The organism is Bradyrhizobium sp. UFLA06-06, assembly GCF_054820065.1.
Genome location: NZ_JADFUD010000060.1, coordinates 1 through 17499, shown reverse-complemented (window position 1 = coordinate 17499; position 17499 = coordinate 1). Strand labels below are relative to the sequence as shown.

Sequence of the window (17499 nt, the reverse complement as noted above, 5' to 3'; positions counted from 1 at the left end):
TGCTACATGAAGGGATCGCTACACGATCAGATCGTGTAGCGGATGGGTCACGACGGTGTCCGGCGTATGGTCCGGGAAGAAATCTGTTTGCGCCGGGATAGCCGGCCCCATTGCCGGCGTTCCACCAACTGCAACTCCTTGTGCCAGCTGGAATCCGGCGGAATCGTCGTGACCGAACCACGTGGGGCTTTGATCGAATTGTGGAGGAGACACAGCTCCCTGCTGTTCAAGACTCGGAAGCTCCTCCGTGAAATGAAAGGACTGCCCGGTCGTTCCGCTGTCTACGAAGGGCAGCATGGCCTGAGACAACGCCGCGTCCTCGTGGCTACTCGTTGATATCGGACTAACATCGGGCGCTGGAGCGCTGGCGCCGACCGGCGGCGCGGGGCTGTCCGGGCTGGCGGCGAATATGAAGGCGTCCATCCCCGCCGTGTGACACTGAATATCGACCTGAAGGTTGGTCGTGGCCGAATCGCCGTCGGCATCGACCGCTGTCACATCGAACAGGAGATCCGCGTTGATGCTCGTCTTTTCAGTATAGCTGATGTTGTTGACCGCGAAGGTGGGACACCCGGCTTCCACCCGATCGTAATCGACCTGGACTTGGCTGAACGAGCTGTCAACGTAAAGCGTGTATGTCGTCGTCGTGGCATCAAAGGAGTAGGTATCGATCAGCGAAGCATCCGATGTCTCCTGGACCACGAAGCTGGCGCTGCCGCAGAGCGGCCTGGGAACATCGATGCAGAAGTCGTGAACGTCGGCGCTGCCATCAAGAACCTTGAAGATCACACCGGCGGTGCCGTAGCCCTGCCATTGCGTGAGATTGAAGCTGACCTGCGATTGTTTCTCGGTGAACGCGAGATTCAACTGCTCGGACGGGTCCATTTGCAGTCCGCTGTCGCCGACCGCAATACCGCAGTCCGATGCCTTGACATCGAGCGGATGGCCGGCGCAGTCGGACCCGGTAATCACCAGTTGTCCGTCCGGAGCAGTCAATGACGGCGTGCCGCAGATCGGGGCATCAAAATCGGAGCCGTTGACGGTGATGTCTTTCGACGGCCCGGCGTGCTCGAGATCAAAGCAGAAGGCTCCATCCGGATCGATCAGCAACTTGAAATACGGATCGTCCAGCCTGCCGCCGCAATCGGTAAGATACGCGTCGAGTTCGACGCCGCCGCCCACCTCATGGGTCGTATAGTAGAAGTTGTAATCATCGCCATGTCCGGTGACGTGCACCGCGGTAATGCCGTTGCCCAGGCACGACGTGGCCAGATCATATCCCGTGCAGCCGACTGGACCGTTGTGGATGGCAACGAACATCGCGGCATCGCCATCCGCGCCGAAATTGATATCGTAGGTGCCTGTCGCAGTCTGATGGTCCTGAGCGGCAACGAAGGTCTCCGGGAAGCCGCAAATGCTCGGGTGATCGTCCGTGATCGTCAGTTGCTTGCCGAGGTCGATGCACGCGCTCTGGAAGTCGCCGTCCTTGTCCGTGATGGTGGCAACCAGGCTGACGACGCCGGCGGTCAGCGACACGGCTTCGCCACTGTCAGGGTTGTCGCAGGACGGATGCGTCACCGCGCGATATTCGGTGAAGGTGACGCATCCCGTCGCCGGATCAACCGCGATGGTGAATGCCAGCGCCCCGCTCGCTGTGCCGACATGGCCTTCGATGGTGTTGCCGTTCAGAACCAGCACGTCGGAGCAGCCGGTATGCGAATCGATCAGACCGGATGGGGTGCAGTCACCTCCGTTGATCGTCAGTGCGTAGTGAGTCGTCGCGCCATCGGCGCCCTGGAGCGAGGTGAACGCCGTCGAGAAATCGGCGGAAATTTTCGTCAGCGCGGCGTCCGGCGCCGAGCCCGCGATGTGGTCGTCCAGCGCCGTTGCCGTCAGGTGCGTCTCGCTCAGCGTCAACGACGGAGCGGTGCAATTGGCCCGGATGCAGGGGCCATCGTCGCTGATGCTTAGCCTGCTGCCGAGGTCGAGGCTGGCGCTCTGGAAGTCGCCGTCCTTGTCCGTGATCGTGGCATTCAGGCCCACGATGCCCGCGGCCAGCGATACGGCTTCGCCGCTGTCCGGGCTGGTGCCGAGCGGCTGCTCCACCGGCCGGTAGTCGGTGAAGGTCACGCGTCCCGTGGCCGGATCAAGCGTGATGGTGAATGCCAGCGTGCCGTTGGTCGCGCCGACGCGGCCTTCGATCGTGTTGCCGTTCAGAACCAGCAGGTCAGCGAGGCCGGTATGCGAATCGATCAGCCCCGACGCCGTGCCGTTGCCGCCGGTGATCGTCAGCGCGTAGTGGATGGTCGCGCCATCGGCGCCTTGCACCGAAGTGAACGCCGTCGAGAAATCGGCGGAAGTCGTCGTCAACGCCGCGTCCGGCGCCGAGCCCGCGATGTGGTCGTCCAGCGTCGTTGCCGTCAGATGCGTCTCACTCAGCGTCAGCGATGGAGCCGTGCCCGCCGCCTCGATGCGCGGGCCATCGTCCGTGATTGTCAGCTGCTTGCCGAGATCGATGCTGAGATCCTGGTATTGGCCGTCGCTCTCCGTGACCGTCGCGATCAGGTTGACGAGGCCGGTCCCCAGCGCGATCCCTTCGCCGCTGTCAGGGCTGGTACCCGACGATTGTTCGACCGCGCGGTGCTCGACGAAGGTCACGCGGCCCGTGGCCGGGTCAACCGTAATGGTGAACGCGAGCGCTCCGCTTGCTGTGCCGACATGGCCTTCGATGGTGTTGCCGTTCAGAATCAGCAGGTCAGCGAGACCGGTATGCGAGTCGATCAGCCCTGACGCCGTGCCGTTGCCGCCGGTGATCGTCAGTGCGTAGCTGACTGTCAGACCCGGTGCGGTGACGAATGCCGCCGAGAACTCGCCTGAGGTCGTCGTCAACGCGGCGTCCGGTGCCGAGCCGGCGATGTTGTCGTCCAGCGTCGTCGCTGTCAGATGAGTCTCGCTCAATGTCAGCGATGGCGCCGTTCCGACCCCGATCAACGGGCCGTGGATGACGAGTGTCACCGTCTGCGGGGTGCCGCCTATCGTGGTCACCGTGAAGCTGTCGGTCAGCGTGTCACCGACATGGAGGGCTTGCACAGAGCTGTTGGCGTTGTCGAGCGTATAGGTCCACACGCCGGCCGTTGTCAGCGTGAATGAGCCGTAGCCACCAACGCTTGTCGTCGGCGCGTTCACGGCGGTGAAGGTATTGGCGGGATCGTCGACATCGGTATCGGTGAGCGTGCCCTTTGCGATGAGCAGGCCGGGCGAGGCATGACTGACGCCGACCGCACCCACCACCGAGCCGGCCTTGGTGCCGGAAATGATGGAGGCGTCATCGGCGCCGAGGATGCTGATGTCGAAGCTCTCGCTGGCCGAGAGCGAGCCGTCCGAGACCGTGATCACGAAGCTCTGGGTCGCGTTGGCCTTCAGCGCGTTGATTGCGGCATTGTTCGGAACGAAGGTGTAGTTTCCGGTGGCGCTGTTGAGATAGAGCGTGCCAAATGTACCGACGCTCGACACGTCGTATGTCGCCTGTCCCAGCACCGTATTGCCCGTGGCGCCTCCGCTGATGCCGAATTTCAGTGCGCCGCCCTTGATGCTGGTCGCGGAAAAGGTCCCGCTCGCCGCATTAAAGTCGTCAAATATCACCGTATCGATTTCAGTCGGCCCCGATCCGAGATTCAGCTTCGGCGGAGCCGGCGGCAGCTTGAAGAGATCATTTTTCGCGAAGATCGCCACCGGCAGCGGCCCGAGCGTATCTTGCACCGGCGACAGCGGGGACTGCTGAATAAAATTGATCGGCAGCAGCAGCTGGCCCCCTTCGAGAGCGGGCATGCCGGACCCTTTCGATGCCGGTCCCTTCTCGAAATAGGCAAGCGTCTCCTGTTGGGCCTCCCGTAATTCCTCCATGTGCGCAGGGGAATTCGTGGCATGGCTTACGCCGACGGAAGATCCTCTTCTGCTCAGAGTGATCGTCTCTTCAGGATCCTCGACGATGATATGACGGGGGATCGCCTCCTTGGTCACGAGCTCGAACACGCCGTGGTGGAGGTCCTTGTATTTGATGTTGTCGTCGTCCAGGAAGGTGACATTCGGCTCCGCGGCCCGGGCGTCCTCCAGCAGTGAGAAGGTCAGGGCGGCCAATGACAGCATGCCGAGGCCGCTGGCCCGAATGGTGCCGACCGGTGTGTCCGCGGTCAGGACGCCAGACCCTGCCAGCCGGCTGCCGATGAGGCGGAAGAGGCTTCTGGCTTTTGCGAACGGGCCCGGCCGCAAGTCCCCGCCGGGATCCTGCGCGATGTCGCCCAACTCCAGCCGGGTGCCGGCCGGCAAATTGAGCACCCTGCCATCGACCAGGCGGATTTCGATCCGCCCGCCGGCTCCGACCTCGATGACGTCACCCTGGCGAACGGGATCGCCAGCTACGATTTCAATCGGTACGCCGCGGGCACGCGCGATCGTGCCGCAGCCGATCGTCGTCCAAACAGTGCCAACCACGCGGGGCGGCTGGCCCAAAACGGCCATGCACGCGTCCCCGAACTCTACGCCGGACGCAACTGACATTGGCTTTTTGCCTGTTGGGCAGTTCGAGCGGGAGGTGGTGCCGCAGTCTTTTTATTTTGGCTTGGTTCGGCCACGCGGCGAAAAACCCCGCGCCGTCAGCCATAGGCTTGTCCGCTGAAACGTCCTGATTGAAACCAAAATTCGGCAGTAAAAATCGAATTCCAATACTGTGGGGAGCAATACGAAAATGACAGCACTGCTGTCCTTTATCGCGCGTGCAGCCCCGCAAAATTAATAGTATGATTACCATGCAAATTGTCCACTTATTAATTTTTAGTCGAACTGCGTCAGGCATTTAGGCCTGTCCGCGACAACTCGTCTGGCACTCAAGGTCCTGCAGTCTCGGCCCGGCGGTTCCGACCACCCATCGAGCCACGACACGACAAGACCTTCTCGAGGAGGGGATCGTGCGCATCCATTTGATTGTTCAATTGCTTGCAAGCTTCGTTCTGGCGCTCGCAACGCTCACGCCCGGCCAGGTGCAGGCGCAAACCGAACCGGCCCAGCCCGCGGTCGACAATATTCAATTGAAATTCATCGGAAGGGTCGTAGCCGCCACCGGTTCGGTCACGATCGAACATCCGAGTGCAGTCGTCGTTCAGGCAGGGCTGCCTGGCAAATTGCCTCAGGCGCAGGTTGGCGACCCCGTTTATCTGGGCGACGTGGTGCAAACTGGGGCTGACGGACGCGTCGGGATCAATTTCACCGACGGCACTTCGTTCAATCTGTCGAGCAACGCCAAGATGGCGATGACCGAGTTCGTGTACGATCCGAACGGCAAGTCAAACTCGACCTTACTCAAACTGACCAACGGGACGTTCACCTTCGTTGCCGGCAACATTGCGAAGACCGGCGACATGAAGATCGACACTCCCGTGGCAACGATGGGCATTCGAGGCACAACGCCACGCATCGAGATATCGGACGATGGAACGGTGAAGTTCGCCACGCTCGTTGAAGAGGGCAAGAGCAAGGTCAGGAAGGTCGGGACACGAACGCCGCAGCAACCTGAGCAAAACACCCTCCACAAGTTCAATCCGAACATCTGTCGAGGGTGCTAGGCCAGGCGCAGCCCGTTTCGTGCAAGCAAGGCCCGATATGAAACTTCGTGCAAGCGCCGGCGCAATTGTCAGCCTGACATCGCTTCTCGTTGCGATGCTCGCCGCGTTGCCTGCGATCGCGCAGAACCCGAAGAAGGACAACTATCTCCGCACCATCGGATTGTGCAGCGGCCTTGATCGCACACCGGCCGACGCGCGCGTTGCTGCTTGCACGGCGCTGATCGATGCGGGTCAGGACATGACCCCTGCCGGCCTCGCGATCGCCTACAACAACCGTGGCAACGCCTACGCGGCCAAGGGAGACTACGACGGCGCCATCCGGGATTTTGATCGATCGATCGAGCTCAATCCGGCCTACACCAAGCCGTTCAACAACCGCGGCGTGGCCTACCTCAGGAAGCGCGAATATGATCGCGCAACCGACGCCTTCGATCAGGCGATCAGGCTCAACCCGAGTTACGGCGAGGCCTTCGCCAACCGCGCCGGCGCCTATTTGAAGAAGAACGATTATGCGCGCGCGGTGCAGGACTACGACGAGGCCATTCGCCTCAAGCCGAACCTGGACGGGGTGTGGAGCGGACGCTGCTGGAGCCGGGCCATCCTTGGCGAATTGCAGGCGGCGCTGGAGGATTGCAACAAGGCCCTTCAATCGGGGCCCGCCAACGCCGCGACGTATGACTCGCGTGGCCTGATCTATCTGAAGACCGGCGAGCTTGGCGCGGCGATTGCCGACTACAGCTCCGCACTTCGCATCGACCCCAAGCTCGCAAGCGCACTCTATGGACGGGGGCTCGCGAAGCTGAAGCGGGGCGACAAGGCCGGCGGCAATATCGACATCGCGGCGGCCAAGGCGATCCAGGGCAGCATCGGCGACGATTTCACGCGCTACGGCGTGCAATAGCGAGTGCGGCCCGGCCGGCTAGTCCATGATCTCGACCGTCGCCGAACGGCCGGCGACCAGCGCGATGCGATCCGGCAGATGGTCCAGCGCGATGCGCACGGGGATGCGCTGTGCGAGCCGAACCCAGCTGAAGGTCGGATTGACGTTTGCGAGCAGGCTCGCGCCTGCCGCGCGGTCTCGATCCTCGATGCCGGCCGCAATGCTCTCGACATGTCCGGTGAGCCGCGCCGGCTCGCCCATCAGCCGGATCTGCGCCTTGTCGCCGACGCGAATGCGCGCGAGCTTGGTCTCCTCGAAATAGCCTTCCACATGCAGCGTGTCGGTGTCGACCAGCGCCATCACGCCCTTGCCTGCGGTGACGTAGGCGCCCGGCCGCAGGTCCATATTGGTGATGGTGCCGTTCACCGAAGCGTGCACCTCGCTGCGATCCAGATTGAGCTGCGCGACGGCGCGGTCGGCGACCGCCTGGTCATAGGCCGCCTTGGCCTGCAGCTGCGTCGCCAGAACCTGCTCCTGCTTCTGCTGCGACACCGCATCGGTGGTCAGCGAGCTGTAGCGTTTGAGGTCGGCGTCAGCTTGATCCATCGTCGCACGATGGCCGGCGACCGCCGCGTCGGCCTGCTTCAGTGCCAGGGCAAAGCGTGCGCGATCGATCCGGAACAGGATGTCGCCGCGACGCACCGGCTGATTGTCCTTGACCAGTACGTCGGTGACGAAGCCGGAGACGTCGGGAGCCACCTGGATCACGTCGGCGCGGACCCTGCCGTCGCGGGTCCATGGCGATTCCATATAGTAGGCCCAGAGCGCGCGAGCGACAGCGAGTGCGGCGATGACGGCGACCGCGGTCAGCGCAACCCGACCGAGCCAGGCGAAATTCCCTTTCATGGCAGAAACTCCGAAAGATAGACCACGACGCCGAGCAGGCATACGTACAGGGCGAAATTGAACAGCGCGCGATGCCAGACCAGCCGGTAGAACCGGAAGCGCTGCATGATCCGGCTCACCACCGCGCTCAATGCATAGGCAACGATCAGCCACAGCAGCAGCGCCGGAACGAGCACGCCGTAAATGTCGAGCTCATATCTCATGCGGCAAAGCTCTCCTCGGGCTGCGATCGATAGGCGGGCGCATCCGGAAACAGGCCGCGGCGGATGCCGACGAGGCCGAGCAACGCATCGTCCCGCGCGCGCTCATTGGGATCCTTGACGACCGCGGACAGCGCTGCATCGATGGACGTCAGCAATTCGGCCGACATTGCCTCGTCCGCATGGGCGCGAAACGCCGCCGCGAGGTCGTCCAGCATGTTGTCGATGGCACGCACGGTCAACGCGGCGAGGCCGTAACCGGCCCGCCGGAGGTCGATGATGTTGAGCCCGATGCGCAACTGGACCAGGCTGTCGGCATCGCGGCGGTCGCTCTCGGAGATGAAGGCGATCCGCTGGACCAATAGGCCGAGCCGATGCAGCATCACGCCGGCAAACTGCGCGCGATCGCCGTGGCCGCGTCGCTCGGCCGCGACCGCGAGCGTCTGCCAGCTCGACGTCATCAGCCGCTTGGCGATCCATTCGGCGCCGACGCCGCGCGCGATCCGTGTCACGATCTCCGCGATGACAACACCGAGGAAGAAGGCGACCGACGTGTTGGCGAAACTGGCGAAATCCGCGCTGTAGGTCGACTGCAGCGCGAGCAGCGTCGCGGTGTTGGCGGCGAGCGCCATGCCGATCGGCGCGGTTTTTGGCCGTGCGATCAAAAAACCGTACAGGAGGAAGGTCGGCGCCAGCGCTGCGATCAGGACCTCGACATGGGATATGCCCGGCACCAGTGCGAACTGATAGATCGCGACGACGACGATCGCGACCAGCGAAAACAGCCCGAAGGCCCGGATGCTGCGCGCCGGCTCGTCCTGCGCAGCGAAGAACGAGCAGGCGACCGCCGCCATCATCGGCGCCGAGGCGCCATCGGCCCAGCCGGTCGCAATCCACAGACCGCAGCAGATCAGGATGGCCACCGCCGCCCCCGCGGCGGACCATAGCGCCATGCCGTGGTCGCGATGACGGACCGGCGCGGCTCCCGACTCCGGGTGAAACGCCAGCGGGACGGTGGAGATGTCCCGGCCCGCGGCAATCGCGTCACCTATTGCGCGGCAATCGGCCGAGATGTCGACAAGCTCGCGGAGCCGGAGCAGCAGGCTGATCGTGATGATGCGCTCCCGCGACACGACGCCGTCGAGCGCGGATTGCCGCTCGGCGATTGCAGCGCGGATCTGCTCGCCGGATTGCCGCTGGCGGTCCTCGTCCACGATCCATGCGGCGAGATCGTCGATCAGGCGCCGTAGCTCCGGTTGCCTTTGCAGCGCCGCCTCGCCGAGTGCGGCAAGCCGGTCTTCGATCGACGTGATGATCGGCAACAGCATCAGCATGCGCAGCCGGACCTCACCGAGGCCACGCACGGTGCCGACGTCGGCCAGGCGGTCATAGGAGACATGGGTCGCCAGCGTATCGATCTCGACGATGTCGGTCGCAAGACGCAGGCGTTGGGCCCGGTGCGTCTCGCTGGTCCCATGGTCAAGCAGCACGTCGCGCGACAGGCGGCGCGCATCCGCTAGCCAGCTCCTGACGCGGCCGCCGACAGCCGGCGCGACGCTGCGCGGAAACACCACTGTCGACACCAGGCTCGCGCAGATGATGCCGAGCGAAATCTCCTCGACCCGTGCCAGCGCGACATCGAATATGCTGCCAGGGTCAGCCACCGACGGAAAGCCGATCAGTGCGACGGTATATCCGCCCAGCATGAAGACATAGCTGCGCGGCGTACCGTCAAGCAGCGACAGATAAAGGCAGAGCCCGACCCAGAGCGCGATCGCGAGGCACAGCAGTTCCGGCGCATTGACCAGGTTCGGCACCAGGGCGACCGTGACGCTCGCGCCGACCAGCGTGCCGATCACGCGGAAGAACGCCTTCGAGCTGGTCGCGCCGGCCAGCGGCTGGGAGGTGATGTAGACCGTCGCCATCGCCCAATAGGGGCGCGGCAGATCGATCGCCAAGGCGATGACGAGCGCCAGCATCGACGCCGCGAACGTCTTCAACGCGAAGACGAGGTCCGCGTGGCGGACCAGGAACGGCTCTTCCGCGCGCATGACTATTTCGCCTCTGGAGCAGTCTTGGCTGGTGCAGTCCTGGCGTCCTGCAGGCGGCTCGCCCGCTGCTCGATGAGCTGCAGCGTCTCGAAGGTTACCGCAAGTTCCGCGCTGCCGATATCCTTCAGCAGGCCGGCCCGCACGCGGCGCAGTACCCGGTTGATCTCCTCGACCTTGGCTTCGCCGCTCGTGGTGAGATGCAGCGTCTTGGCGCGCCGGTCGGTCGGGTCCTCGCGACGCTCGACGAAGCCTTCGGACTGGAGCAGATCGATCAGCCGCACCAGTGAGGGCCCCTCGATTCCCAGTTCATCGGCCAGCACGCCCTGCCGGACGGTTTCCCCCTGGCGCGACAACACCAGCAGCGGAATCGCCGTCGCGTAGGACAGGCCGTGGTCGGACAAGGCCTGATCCGACTCGCGGCGCCAGATCCGGGCGAGCCTGGTCACCAGGCGACCGATCTCGGCGTGGATATGGGACTGCGAAGGCGGCATGCAAATTAGATAGGATGCGAACTATTAGGATGCAATAATATGGCTCCGAACATCGCGGATGATCACGCGAATGCGATCCTGAGTGAGGGAGCGTCAATACTGCTGCACGATCGACCTCGATGCGCTGGTTATGGTGATCGCAGGCTCGGTTGCGGGCGGACCTTGAGCGCGGCCGGTTAGGAACGCATCGGGTTACAGACGCTTCTGTTCCTGAGGAGATTGTCATGAACAGAAGGCCCGTCACGCCAGATTCCGGACGCCCGAGCGACTGGGGTTCCCACGCGCAAACTGACAAGCCGTGGAAGGGAAACCCGGAGAAGGAGCAGCGCTCCGGAGACGCGGGGCGCTCAGGAGACGCGAAGGGCTCCGGAGACGAGAAGCCGGATCTGGAAAAGTGGCATGAATCGAACACGCAGTGATGCGCGGAGATAGCGAATGCCCGCCTTTCACTTCGCGATCGTGAATGATGAGCGCGTGATCGATGCAACCGGCCAGCCGGTTGCCGACCGCGATGAAGCCATTGCGGTGGCCAAGCGGCTCGCCATCGACCTTGCCGAAACCCGACAGGAATATCTGGGACGCGGCTACTTCATCTCGGTGATCGGCAGCGACGCCCGCGAAATTCACCGCGAAAGCATCGACAGCGCCGCGAAGAGCGGATGAACGATGCCGCCCCGGCGGGCGGCAAGAGAGCAAGGCTTCGAGAGCAAGGCTTCGAGAGCAGGGCTTGGAGAGACCGAATGGATATGGGCCTTGAAATCATCTACGGCATCGGAGCGCTCGTGCTTCTGACCGCTTTGATCTTCGGCGTGCTTCAGCACCATTTTTTTAGCAGGCGCGCGGTGCAGGCCGGCGAGGAGGTCGTCCGCGAGAGATACAAGCGGAATGAGACCTGACGCAGCGCCGCTGGCGCAAGGAGGAGACGATGGGATTGGCTCAATATGCGGTGATTGCGGCCGGCGAGGAATGGGGCGTCCTGCACGACGGCAATCTCAACGGCGGATACGCCACCAAGGAAGCTGCATTCGAATCGGCGGCGGCGGCCGCGGCTCTGGCGATCAGGATGGGGCACGAGGTCCACGTCAGCGTACCCGGACGCGAGGAGGGCGAGGCAGCGCTCACCAAGCGGCCCGCCTGAAACCACAGCAGTACGGCTTGCATTCGGTGTGAGGACGACGCGCGCCAGCGCGCTCTACGGATCGAGCTCTGTATCCCAGTAGAGATAATCGAGCCAGCTCTCGTGCAGATAGTTCGGCGGAAACAGCCGGCCGTTGCGATGCAGCTGATGCACGGTCGGGGCATAGGGCGTCTGCCTCGGAAACATCTTGGCTTGCTGCGGCGTCAGATTGCCCTTGCGCAAATTGCAGGGCGAGCAGGCGGCGACGACGTTCTCCCAGGTGGTCTGGCCACCCTTGCTGCGCGGAATGATGTGATCGAAGGTGAGGTCGTCGCCCGACAGGCAATACTGGCAGCTGAATCGGTCGCGCAGGAAAACGTTGAACCGGGTGAAGGCGGGGTGGGTGGTCGGCTTGACGAAGGACTTGAGGGATACGACGCTCGGCAGCTGGATTTCGAAGGAAGGACTTCGTACCGCGCGGTCGTAATATTCGACGATGTTGACACGATCGAGGAACACCGCCTTGATCGCGTCCTGCCAGGACCAGAGCGACAGCGGGTAATAACTCAGCGGCCGGAAGTCCGCATTCAAGACCAGCACCGGCCAACCGCCTTGCGAGACATGTGCGTTCAAATAACGCTCCTGACTCCCATTAGCTGCGAAGCAGCATGCACTCACATACTACAGGCAGCGTGACGGGATTGTGAAGAGCAATGAGCGGCTTATCCGCCGCGCCCTGCCATGTTCCTGCCCCGATTGCCTCCCGCCCGCGAGGCCCGTAAAGGGAGCCGCAAGGCCCTGTCGGCCAGTGACGGACCCTGCCGATGACCACGACGTCGAGCTATCTTGAGGCGCCGCGCCGGTTGCGCGCGTTCGTGCGCGCGCACGAGACGAGCCTTGTGGTGCTGGCGGTGCTGATCGGCGCTATTGGCGGCCTCGTGGTGGCGGTCATGAGCGGCCTCGTCACGGTGCTGCATTCGGTGCTGTTCAATCTGCCGCTCGGCGACCGGTTGTCGAGCCAGCCCAGCATCGATCCCGTGCGCGCGCTCGTGGTTCCCACGATCGGCGGCCTGCTGCTGGGATTTGCGTTCCTTCTGTTGCTCCGGGTCCGGCCGGCCCGCGAAATCGACCCGATCGAGGCCAACGCGCTTTATGGCGGACGGATGTCGTTCCGCGGCAGCGTGATCGTGGCGCTGCAGACGATCTGGTCGAGCGGCGTCGGCGGCTCGGTCGGGCTCGAGGCCGGCTATACCCAGCTCTCCAGCGGCCTCGCCGCCTCGCTCGGCCGCGGCTTTCACCTCCGCCGCAACGACCAGCGAATCATGGTGGGATGCGGCGCGGCGGCGGCGATCGCCGGCGCCTTCAGCGCGCCGCTTGCGGGCGCGTTCTACGCTTTCGAACTTGTGATCGGCGGCTATACGCCGGCCAGCCTGACCCCGGTCGGCGTGGCGGCGGTGACCGGCTACTTCGTCGCCCATGCCTTCGAGCCGCTGCCGCTCGGCGTCGGCGTCGGAACCGTCGGTGATGTGCTCGGGCGGGATCTTGCGATTGCCGCGCTGCTCGGCATGGTCGCGGCCCTGACCGGCATCGCGATCATGCGCGGGGTGACGCTGTGCGAGGCGCTGCTGACCAAGAGCCGGCTGTGGCCGCCGTTGCGGCCGGCGCTCGGCGGGCTTGCGGTCGGCGCGATGGCGCTGCTGACGCCGCAGGTGATGTCGTCGGGCCACGGCGCGCTGCGCTTCGCCGGCATCGTGGCGATGCCGCTTGCCTTCATCGCCGGCGTGTTCGCGCTGAAGGCGGTTGCCTCGATCATCTCGCTCGGCTCGGGCTTCCGTGGCGGATTGTTCTTCGCCACGCTGTTCATGGGCGCGCTCGGCGGCCGGCTGTTCGCGGCCGGCGTCGACATCGTGTGGCCGGGGCTGAACCTCGACCCCAATGCCTATGCGGTGATCGGCATGAGCGCGCTGTCGGCCTCGGTGATCGGCGGCCCGCTCACGATGTCGTTCATCGCGCTGGAATCCACCGGCAACCTTTGGCTCACCACCGCGGTGCTGGTCGCGGTCATCATCTCGACCACGATCACGCGCGAGCTGTTCGGCTATTCGTTCGCGACCTGGCGTTTGCATCTGCGCGGCGAGACCATCCGCAGCGCCGCCGATATCGGCTGGATCCGCGATCTCACGGTCGGCAAGATGATGCGGCAGGACATGACGACGGTGAACGCCGCGATGCCGATCGAGGCGTTCCGCGAGGAATTCCCGCCGGGCTCGAAGACCCAGGTCGTTGCGGTCGACGGCGAGGGGCATTACGCCGGGCTCGCGCTGGTCGCCGAAGCGCACGCGCCGGATCTCGAGGCCGACAAGGGACTTGCCGCCATTCTGCGCTACGCCGACGTGGTGCTGCATCCCGGCATGAACGTCCAGGAGGCGATCGCGGTGTTCGACGCAGCCGAAGCGGAATCCCTCGCCGTGGTCGAGGGCGACGGCGACCGGCGGCCGATCGGCCTGCTCACCGAAGCGCACGCCATGCGGCGCTATGCGGAAGAATCCGAGCAGCGCCGCCGCGAGGTGATCGGCGAGATTTGATTGCGCGGGAGCGCTTTTCGTCCCGTCATCCTGAGGAGCCGCGAAGCGGCGTCTCGAAGGATGCACGGCCCCGCTGGTGGCCGTCGACCCTTCGAGACGCGCGCGATGCGCGCTCCTCAGGGTGACGGTGATATTGTAGGCGCTCTGCTTCAATACAGCGCGGCTACCCCGTCACCCGCTCCAGCTTCTGCAGGCATCGCGTCACGCGCACCGCGGCCGGCATCTCGGTGTCCGGAAAGCTGGTCTTCCAGTCGGTGACGCCGACCTCGCCGACATAGATGTCGCCGCGTGAATCCAGCGCGATGCCGTGCGGCGCCAGGAATTTGCCGGTCTCGACGCCGGGGCCTTGCTCGCCGCCGAGGCGCGCGATGCGCTTTCCGGTGTGATCCACGATCGACAGCCGCGGGCCGAGATTGGGCACCTTGCGATTGACGGCCATGCCGGGGCCGAGCTCGCCGATCACGAAGTTCGGCTGCTTGCCGCCGCCGCAGCAGCACAGGGCGCAGGGCCGGTGCAGGTTGTTCCACTGCGTTTCGTATTTGCCGTTGCCGTTGAACACCTGGACACGGTGGTTCTCGCGGTCGGCGACGTAGACCCAGCCGTCGGCGTCGGTCGCGATGTTGTGCACGATGTTGAACTGGCCGGGATCGGTGCCGGGCTCGCCCCAGGTTTTGATCAGCTTGCCATCCGGCGTGTATTTGTGGACGCAGGCATTGCCGTAGCCATCGGAGACATAGATCTCACCCTTCGGCGACAGCGCGGTGTGGGTGCAGCGATGGAACGGCTCGCCGCTCATGAATGGCGCCGGCTTGTTCGGGATGCCGATCGTCAGCAGCACCTTGCCGTCGGTCGAGCATTTGCGCACGGTGTGGTCGCCGTCATCGGTGCAATAGAGATTGTCGTCGGCATCGATGTGCAGGCCGTGGGCGCGCGAGAACACGCCTTCGCCCCAGCTCTTGATGAAATTCCCTGCGCGGTCGAGCACCACCATCGGATGGTCGCCGCGGTTGAAGACATAGACGCGGTCCTTGCTGTCGACGGCGACGGAGGCGACATCGGTCAGGCTCCAGCCGTCGGGCAGCTTTGCGAAGTTCTCCACCACGCGATAGCGGTGTTCGCCGGTGCCGAGGATGGTTGGCATAAGATGTCTCCCCAAGATCGTCATTCCGGGGCGATGCGCAGCATCGAACCCGGAATCTCGAGGTTCCGGGTTCGCTTCGCGCCCCGGAACGACGGCAGGTTTCTACGAAAGATCCGCCCGTGGCCCGACGTCGCGCGGCAACAGGCCTCCCTCGATCGCCTTGATCTGCAGTGCGAGATAGCGCGAGTTGATGCGGCATTGCGCGAGGCTGCCGGCGATGAACCACAGGCCGGGCTGCGGCGTGCGGGTGTACATGTTGCGCAGCTCCTGGCCGTCGCCAAAGCCCCAGATCGGGCCGACGCGCGCGGCCATGGCCTCGCCGAACAGTCTTTTCACCAGCTCTTCCTGCGGCCGGTAGCCGGTCGCGAGCACGATCAGGTCGGCCTCAATCGTCTCGCCGCTCTTCAGACGCGCGCCCTCGCTCACGAAGGTGTCGATGTCGGCGAATTGCTGCAGGGCGACCGCACCGCTCGCGACGAGATCGGAGCAGCCGACGTTGAAGTAATAGCCGCCGCCGCGGGTCAGGTACTTGAACTGCCAGCCGGTACCGCCATCGCCGAAATCAAGCTTGAAGCCCCTGCGCGCGAGGCCGTCGAGCAGCGGCTTGTCGAGCTGCTTCGACTGCTCGGTCATCAGCACATGGCTGCGCTTGGCGAGCACGAGCGGCATCGAGGTCGCGATCAGATCATTGTCCTCGAGCGTACCTTCATTGTAGGCGGCATAGGCGAGCTGCGCCGACGGCTCGATATTGGTGATCAGCGTCGAGGAGCGTTGCACCAGCGTGACCCCGGCGCCCGAGGAGTGCAGGTCCTGCGCGATGTCGTGGCCGCTGTTGCCGGTGCCGATCACGAGCGCGCGCTTGCCGGTCCAGTTCTCGCCGTCCTCGTAGCGGCTGGAATGCATGACCTTGCCGGAAAAATTCTCCAGGCCGGGGATATCGGGCAGATTGGGGATGCCGCTGACGCCGGTTGCCATCACGACATGGCGCGGCTGCATCTTGCGGGTCGTGCCGTCGGCGCGGCGCAGCTCGACGGTCCAACGCCCCGTTGCGTCGTCATAGCTGCCGCCGACAAATTCCGTGCCGGTCCAGAAGTTCAGCTCCATGGCATCGACATAGGATTCGAACCAGTTGGCGAGCTTGTCCTTCGGGATGTAGGTCGGCCAGTTCGGCGGGAATGGCATGTAGGGCAGGTGATTGACCTGTACCTGGTTGTGCAGGGTCAGCGCGTGATAGCGCTTGCGCCAATTGTCGCCGACGCGCGCCTCGCGGTCGACGATCAGCGCGTCGATCTTGAGCTGCTGCAGCCGCGCGGCGATCGCAAGCCCGGCCTGTCCGCCGCCGACCACCAGGACATCAGGGTTGCGGTCGGCATATTCGGCGGATGCCTGGCGCAGGTCGAGCCAGTTGGGGCCGCGGAAGTCGCGCGAATAGGCCTGTCCGCGCGGCCTGGTGTGGCCCTGCTGCTCCTCAAAACCCTTCAGCTCCTCGAGCGCAGTCAGCAAGGTCCAGGCCTTCAGCCGATCGTCGTCGGCGGCATCAGGGATCAGCCGCACGATGCCGTGGCCGCGGCCAACCGCCGTCTCGAATTTGAAGATCGCCTCGATCGCATGGGTACCGGCGCGCGTCACCCGTCGGGGCGGGGCGCGATCGGCATCGATGCGGAAGTCATGCGGCGCGCTGTGACGCGCATGCGCCGGTAGCTCCTCGATGATCGCGAAGGTCCGGTTGACGGTCTGGATGTTCCAGCTCAGCGCCAGCACGTCGCGCCAGTAGCTGTCGGGATGGAACAGCGGCTTCAGCAGCACATCGTCGGGGCTGGCCAGCGCATCTTCGAACTGCACGAGCCAATTGTCGGCGGCGACCGAAATATCGTCCGTCTTGTCGAGCATTGAGCGTTTCTCGTCATCGGCCGCCTTGCTGACGTTTTCTTGGCGGCGTTCCCTTTCCGCAAAGCCTATACCTATTCGAAGGCACGCAGAAAGGGCGCGACGGGATAGCGCCTATTCGGCCAGCGACAGGATCAGGCCTTGATCCGGCGGAACGCGGCCCTGCAGGGTATCGAGATAGGCCTCGCGCACCGCGGCCGGGCCGCGCCGCTCGACCACATCAAGCCATTTCGGCAGATGCGGCACGAGCTCGGTCCATGCGGCGCCAAAGCGCTGGTCGATGCCGCCCGGTCCCCATTCCTTGGCGCGCTTGCGGATCTGGTCCGGGGCGAAGAACCACACCGGCTTGGCGCCGGGCAGCATCGGCTCCTCCGCCTCGCTGGCGCGATGCGTCAGCCCGACCCGGCCGGAATAGACCATCTGCGCGCCGAAGTGCCGGTGCAGATTTTCGCGCAGCGCACTGTTGCCGGCCATGTCGACATAGGCTGTAGGCTCGGCCGACGGGATCGCGGTGACCTGGTCGTAAGTGACGACCTCGTCGTAGCAGCCGAGCGAGCTGACGAAATCGACATTGCCCCTGGAGGTCAGCCCGATCACCGGGATACCCCGTTTGTGCACGAGAT

At 64.3% G+C, this 17499-nt stretch carries 16 protein-coding genes; 7 read left to right on the top strand and 9 right to left on the bottom strand.

Annotated features, from left to right (window positions below):
- Positions 1-18 precede the first annotated feature (18 nt).
- Positions 19-4518, bottom strand: a complete 4500-nt coding sequence (locus IF803_RS33900) for a DUF5801 repeats-in-toxin domain-containing protein (RefSeq protein ID WP_461195118.1) — start codon at positions 4516-4518, stop codon at positions 19-21.
- 446 nt (positions 4519-4964) lie between these two features.
- Between IF803_RS33900 and IF803_RS33895 the strand changes: the two genes are divergently transcribed.
- Together IF803_RS33895 and IF803_RS33890 are read left to right on the top strand one after the other, a co-directional pair.
- A complete protein-coding gene (locus IF803_RS33895) occupies positions 4965-5618 on the top strand; it encodes a FecR family protein (RefSeq protein WP_170991508.1) in 654 nt (217 codons plus the stop codon).
- A 37-nt stretch (positions 5619-5655) separates the two neighbouring features.
- Positions 5656-6519, top strand: coding sequence for a tetratricopeptide repeat protein (locus IF803_RS33890; protein WP_461195116.1), 864 nt, complete (start codon positions 5656-5658; stop codon positions 6517-6519).
- Positions 6520-6537: 18 nt separating this feature from the next.
- On the opposite strand, the gene IF803_RS33885 is transcribed toward IF803_RS33890, so the two are convergent.
- From IF803_RS33885 to IF803_RS33870, 4 genes are read right to left on the bottom strand one after another with little or no spacing between them, the layout of a single operon-like run.
- On the bottom strand, positions 6538-7404 hold the full coding sequence (locus IF803_RS33885; protein ID WP_461195115.1) for an efflux RND transporter periplasmic adaptor subunit: 867 nt from the start codon (positions 7402-7404) through the stop codon (positions 6538-6540).
- Positions 7401-7607, bottom strand: coding sequence for a DUF1656 domain-containing protein (locus IF803_RS33880; protein ID WP_461195113.1), 207 nt, complete (start codon positions 7605-7607; stop codon positions 7401-7403). The genes IF803_RS33885 and IF803_RS33880 overlap by 4 nt, the downstream gene beginning before the upstream one ends.
- Positions 7604-9655: an FUSC family protein gene (locus IF803_RS33875; RefSeq protein WP_461195111.1), complete on the bottom strand. Its 2052-nt coding sequence runs from the start codon at positions 9653-9655 to the stop codon at positions 7604-7606. Before IF803_RS33875 ends, IF803_RS33880 begins: the two co-directional genes overlap by 4 nt.
- A gap of 2 nt (positions 9656-9657) precedes the next feature.
- Positions 9658-10146, bottom strand: coding sequence for a MarR family winged helix-turn-helix transcriptional regulator (locus IF803_RS33870; protein WP_461195110.1), 489 nt, complete (start codon positions 10144-10146; stop codon positions 9658-9660).
- 224 nt (positions 10147-10370) lie between these two features.
- Between IF803_RS33870 and IF803_RS33865 the strand changes: the two genes are divergently transcribed.
- From IF803_RS33865 to IF803_RS33850, 4 genes are all read left to right on the top strand, one after another.
- Complete coding sequence (locus IF803_RS33865; protein ID WP_461195109.1) at positions 10371-10565, top strand: hypothetical protein; 195 nt, start codon at positions 10371-10373, stop codon at positions 10563-10565.
- 16 nt (positions 10566-10581) lie between these two features.
- Positions 10582-10809, top strand: a complete 228-nt coding sequence (locus IF803_RS33860) for a DUF6894 family protein (protein ID WP_411779531.1) — start codon at positions 10582-10584, stop codon at positions 10807-10809.
- 77 nt (positions 10810-10886) lie between these two features.
- Entirely contained in the window at positions 10887-11042 is a 156-nt protein-coding gene (locus tag IF803_RS33855; protein ID WP_461195107.1) for a hypothetical protein, read from the top strand.
- A 29-nt stretch (positions 11043-11071) separates the two neighbouring features.
- Positions 11072-11284 (top strand): hypothetical protein, encoded by a 213-nt coding sequence (locus IF803_RS33850; protein ID WP_028333636.1) that lies wholly within the window; start codon positions 11072-11074, stop codon positions 11282-11284.
- A 54-nt stretch (positions 11285-11338) separates the two neighbouring features.
- Here the strand turns inward: IF803_RS33850 and IF803_RS33845 are convergent, their stop codons facing one another.
- Entirely contained in the window at positions 11339-11896 is a 558-nt protein-coding gene (locus tag IF803_RS33845; protein ID WP_420966983.1) for an HNH endonuclease, read from the bottom strand.
- 191 nt (positions 11897-12087) lie between these two features.
- On the opposite strand from IF803_RS33845, the gene IF803_RS33840 reads away from it, so the two are divergent.
- Positions 12088-13848, top strand: coding sequence for a chloride channel protein (locus tag IF803_RS33840; RefSeq protein WP_283067672.1), 1761 nt, complete (start codon positions 12088-12090; stop codon positions 13846-13848).
- A gap of 163 nt (positions 13849-14011) precedes the next feature.
- Here IF803_RS33840 and IF803_RS33835 read toward each other — a convergent pair whose 3' ends face one another.
- The 3 genes from IF803_RS33835 to IF803_RS33825 form a co-directional block, all read right to left on the bottom strand.
- Positions 14012-14989, bottom strand: a complete 978-nt coding sequence (locus IF803_RS33835) for a peptidyl-alpha-hydroxyglycine alpha-amidating lyase family protein (protein ID WP_461195105.1) — start codon at positions 14987-14989, stop codon at positions 14012-14014.
- A 102-nt stretch (positions 14990-15091) separates the two neighbouring features.
- Complete coding sequence (locus IF803_RS33830; RefSeq protein ID WP_461195104.1) at positions 15092-16879, bottom strand: flavin-containing monooxygenase; 1788 nt, start codon at positions 16877-16879, stop codon at positions 15092-15094.
- 111 nt (positions 16880-16990) lie between these two features.
- Positions 16991-17499 (bottom strand): DUF2855 family protein (locus IF803_RS33825; RefSeq protein ID WP_461195103.1); only part of this gene is annotated, 509 nt, incomplete at its 5' end.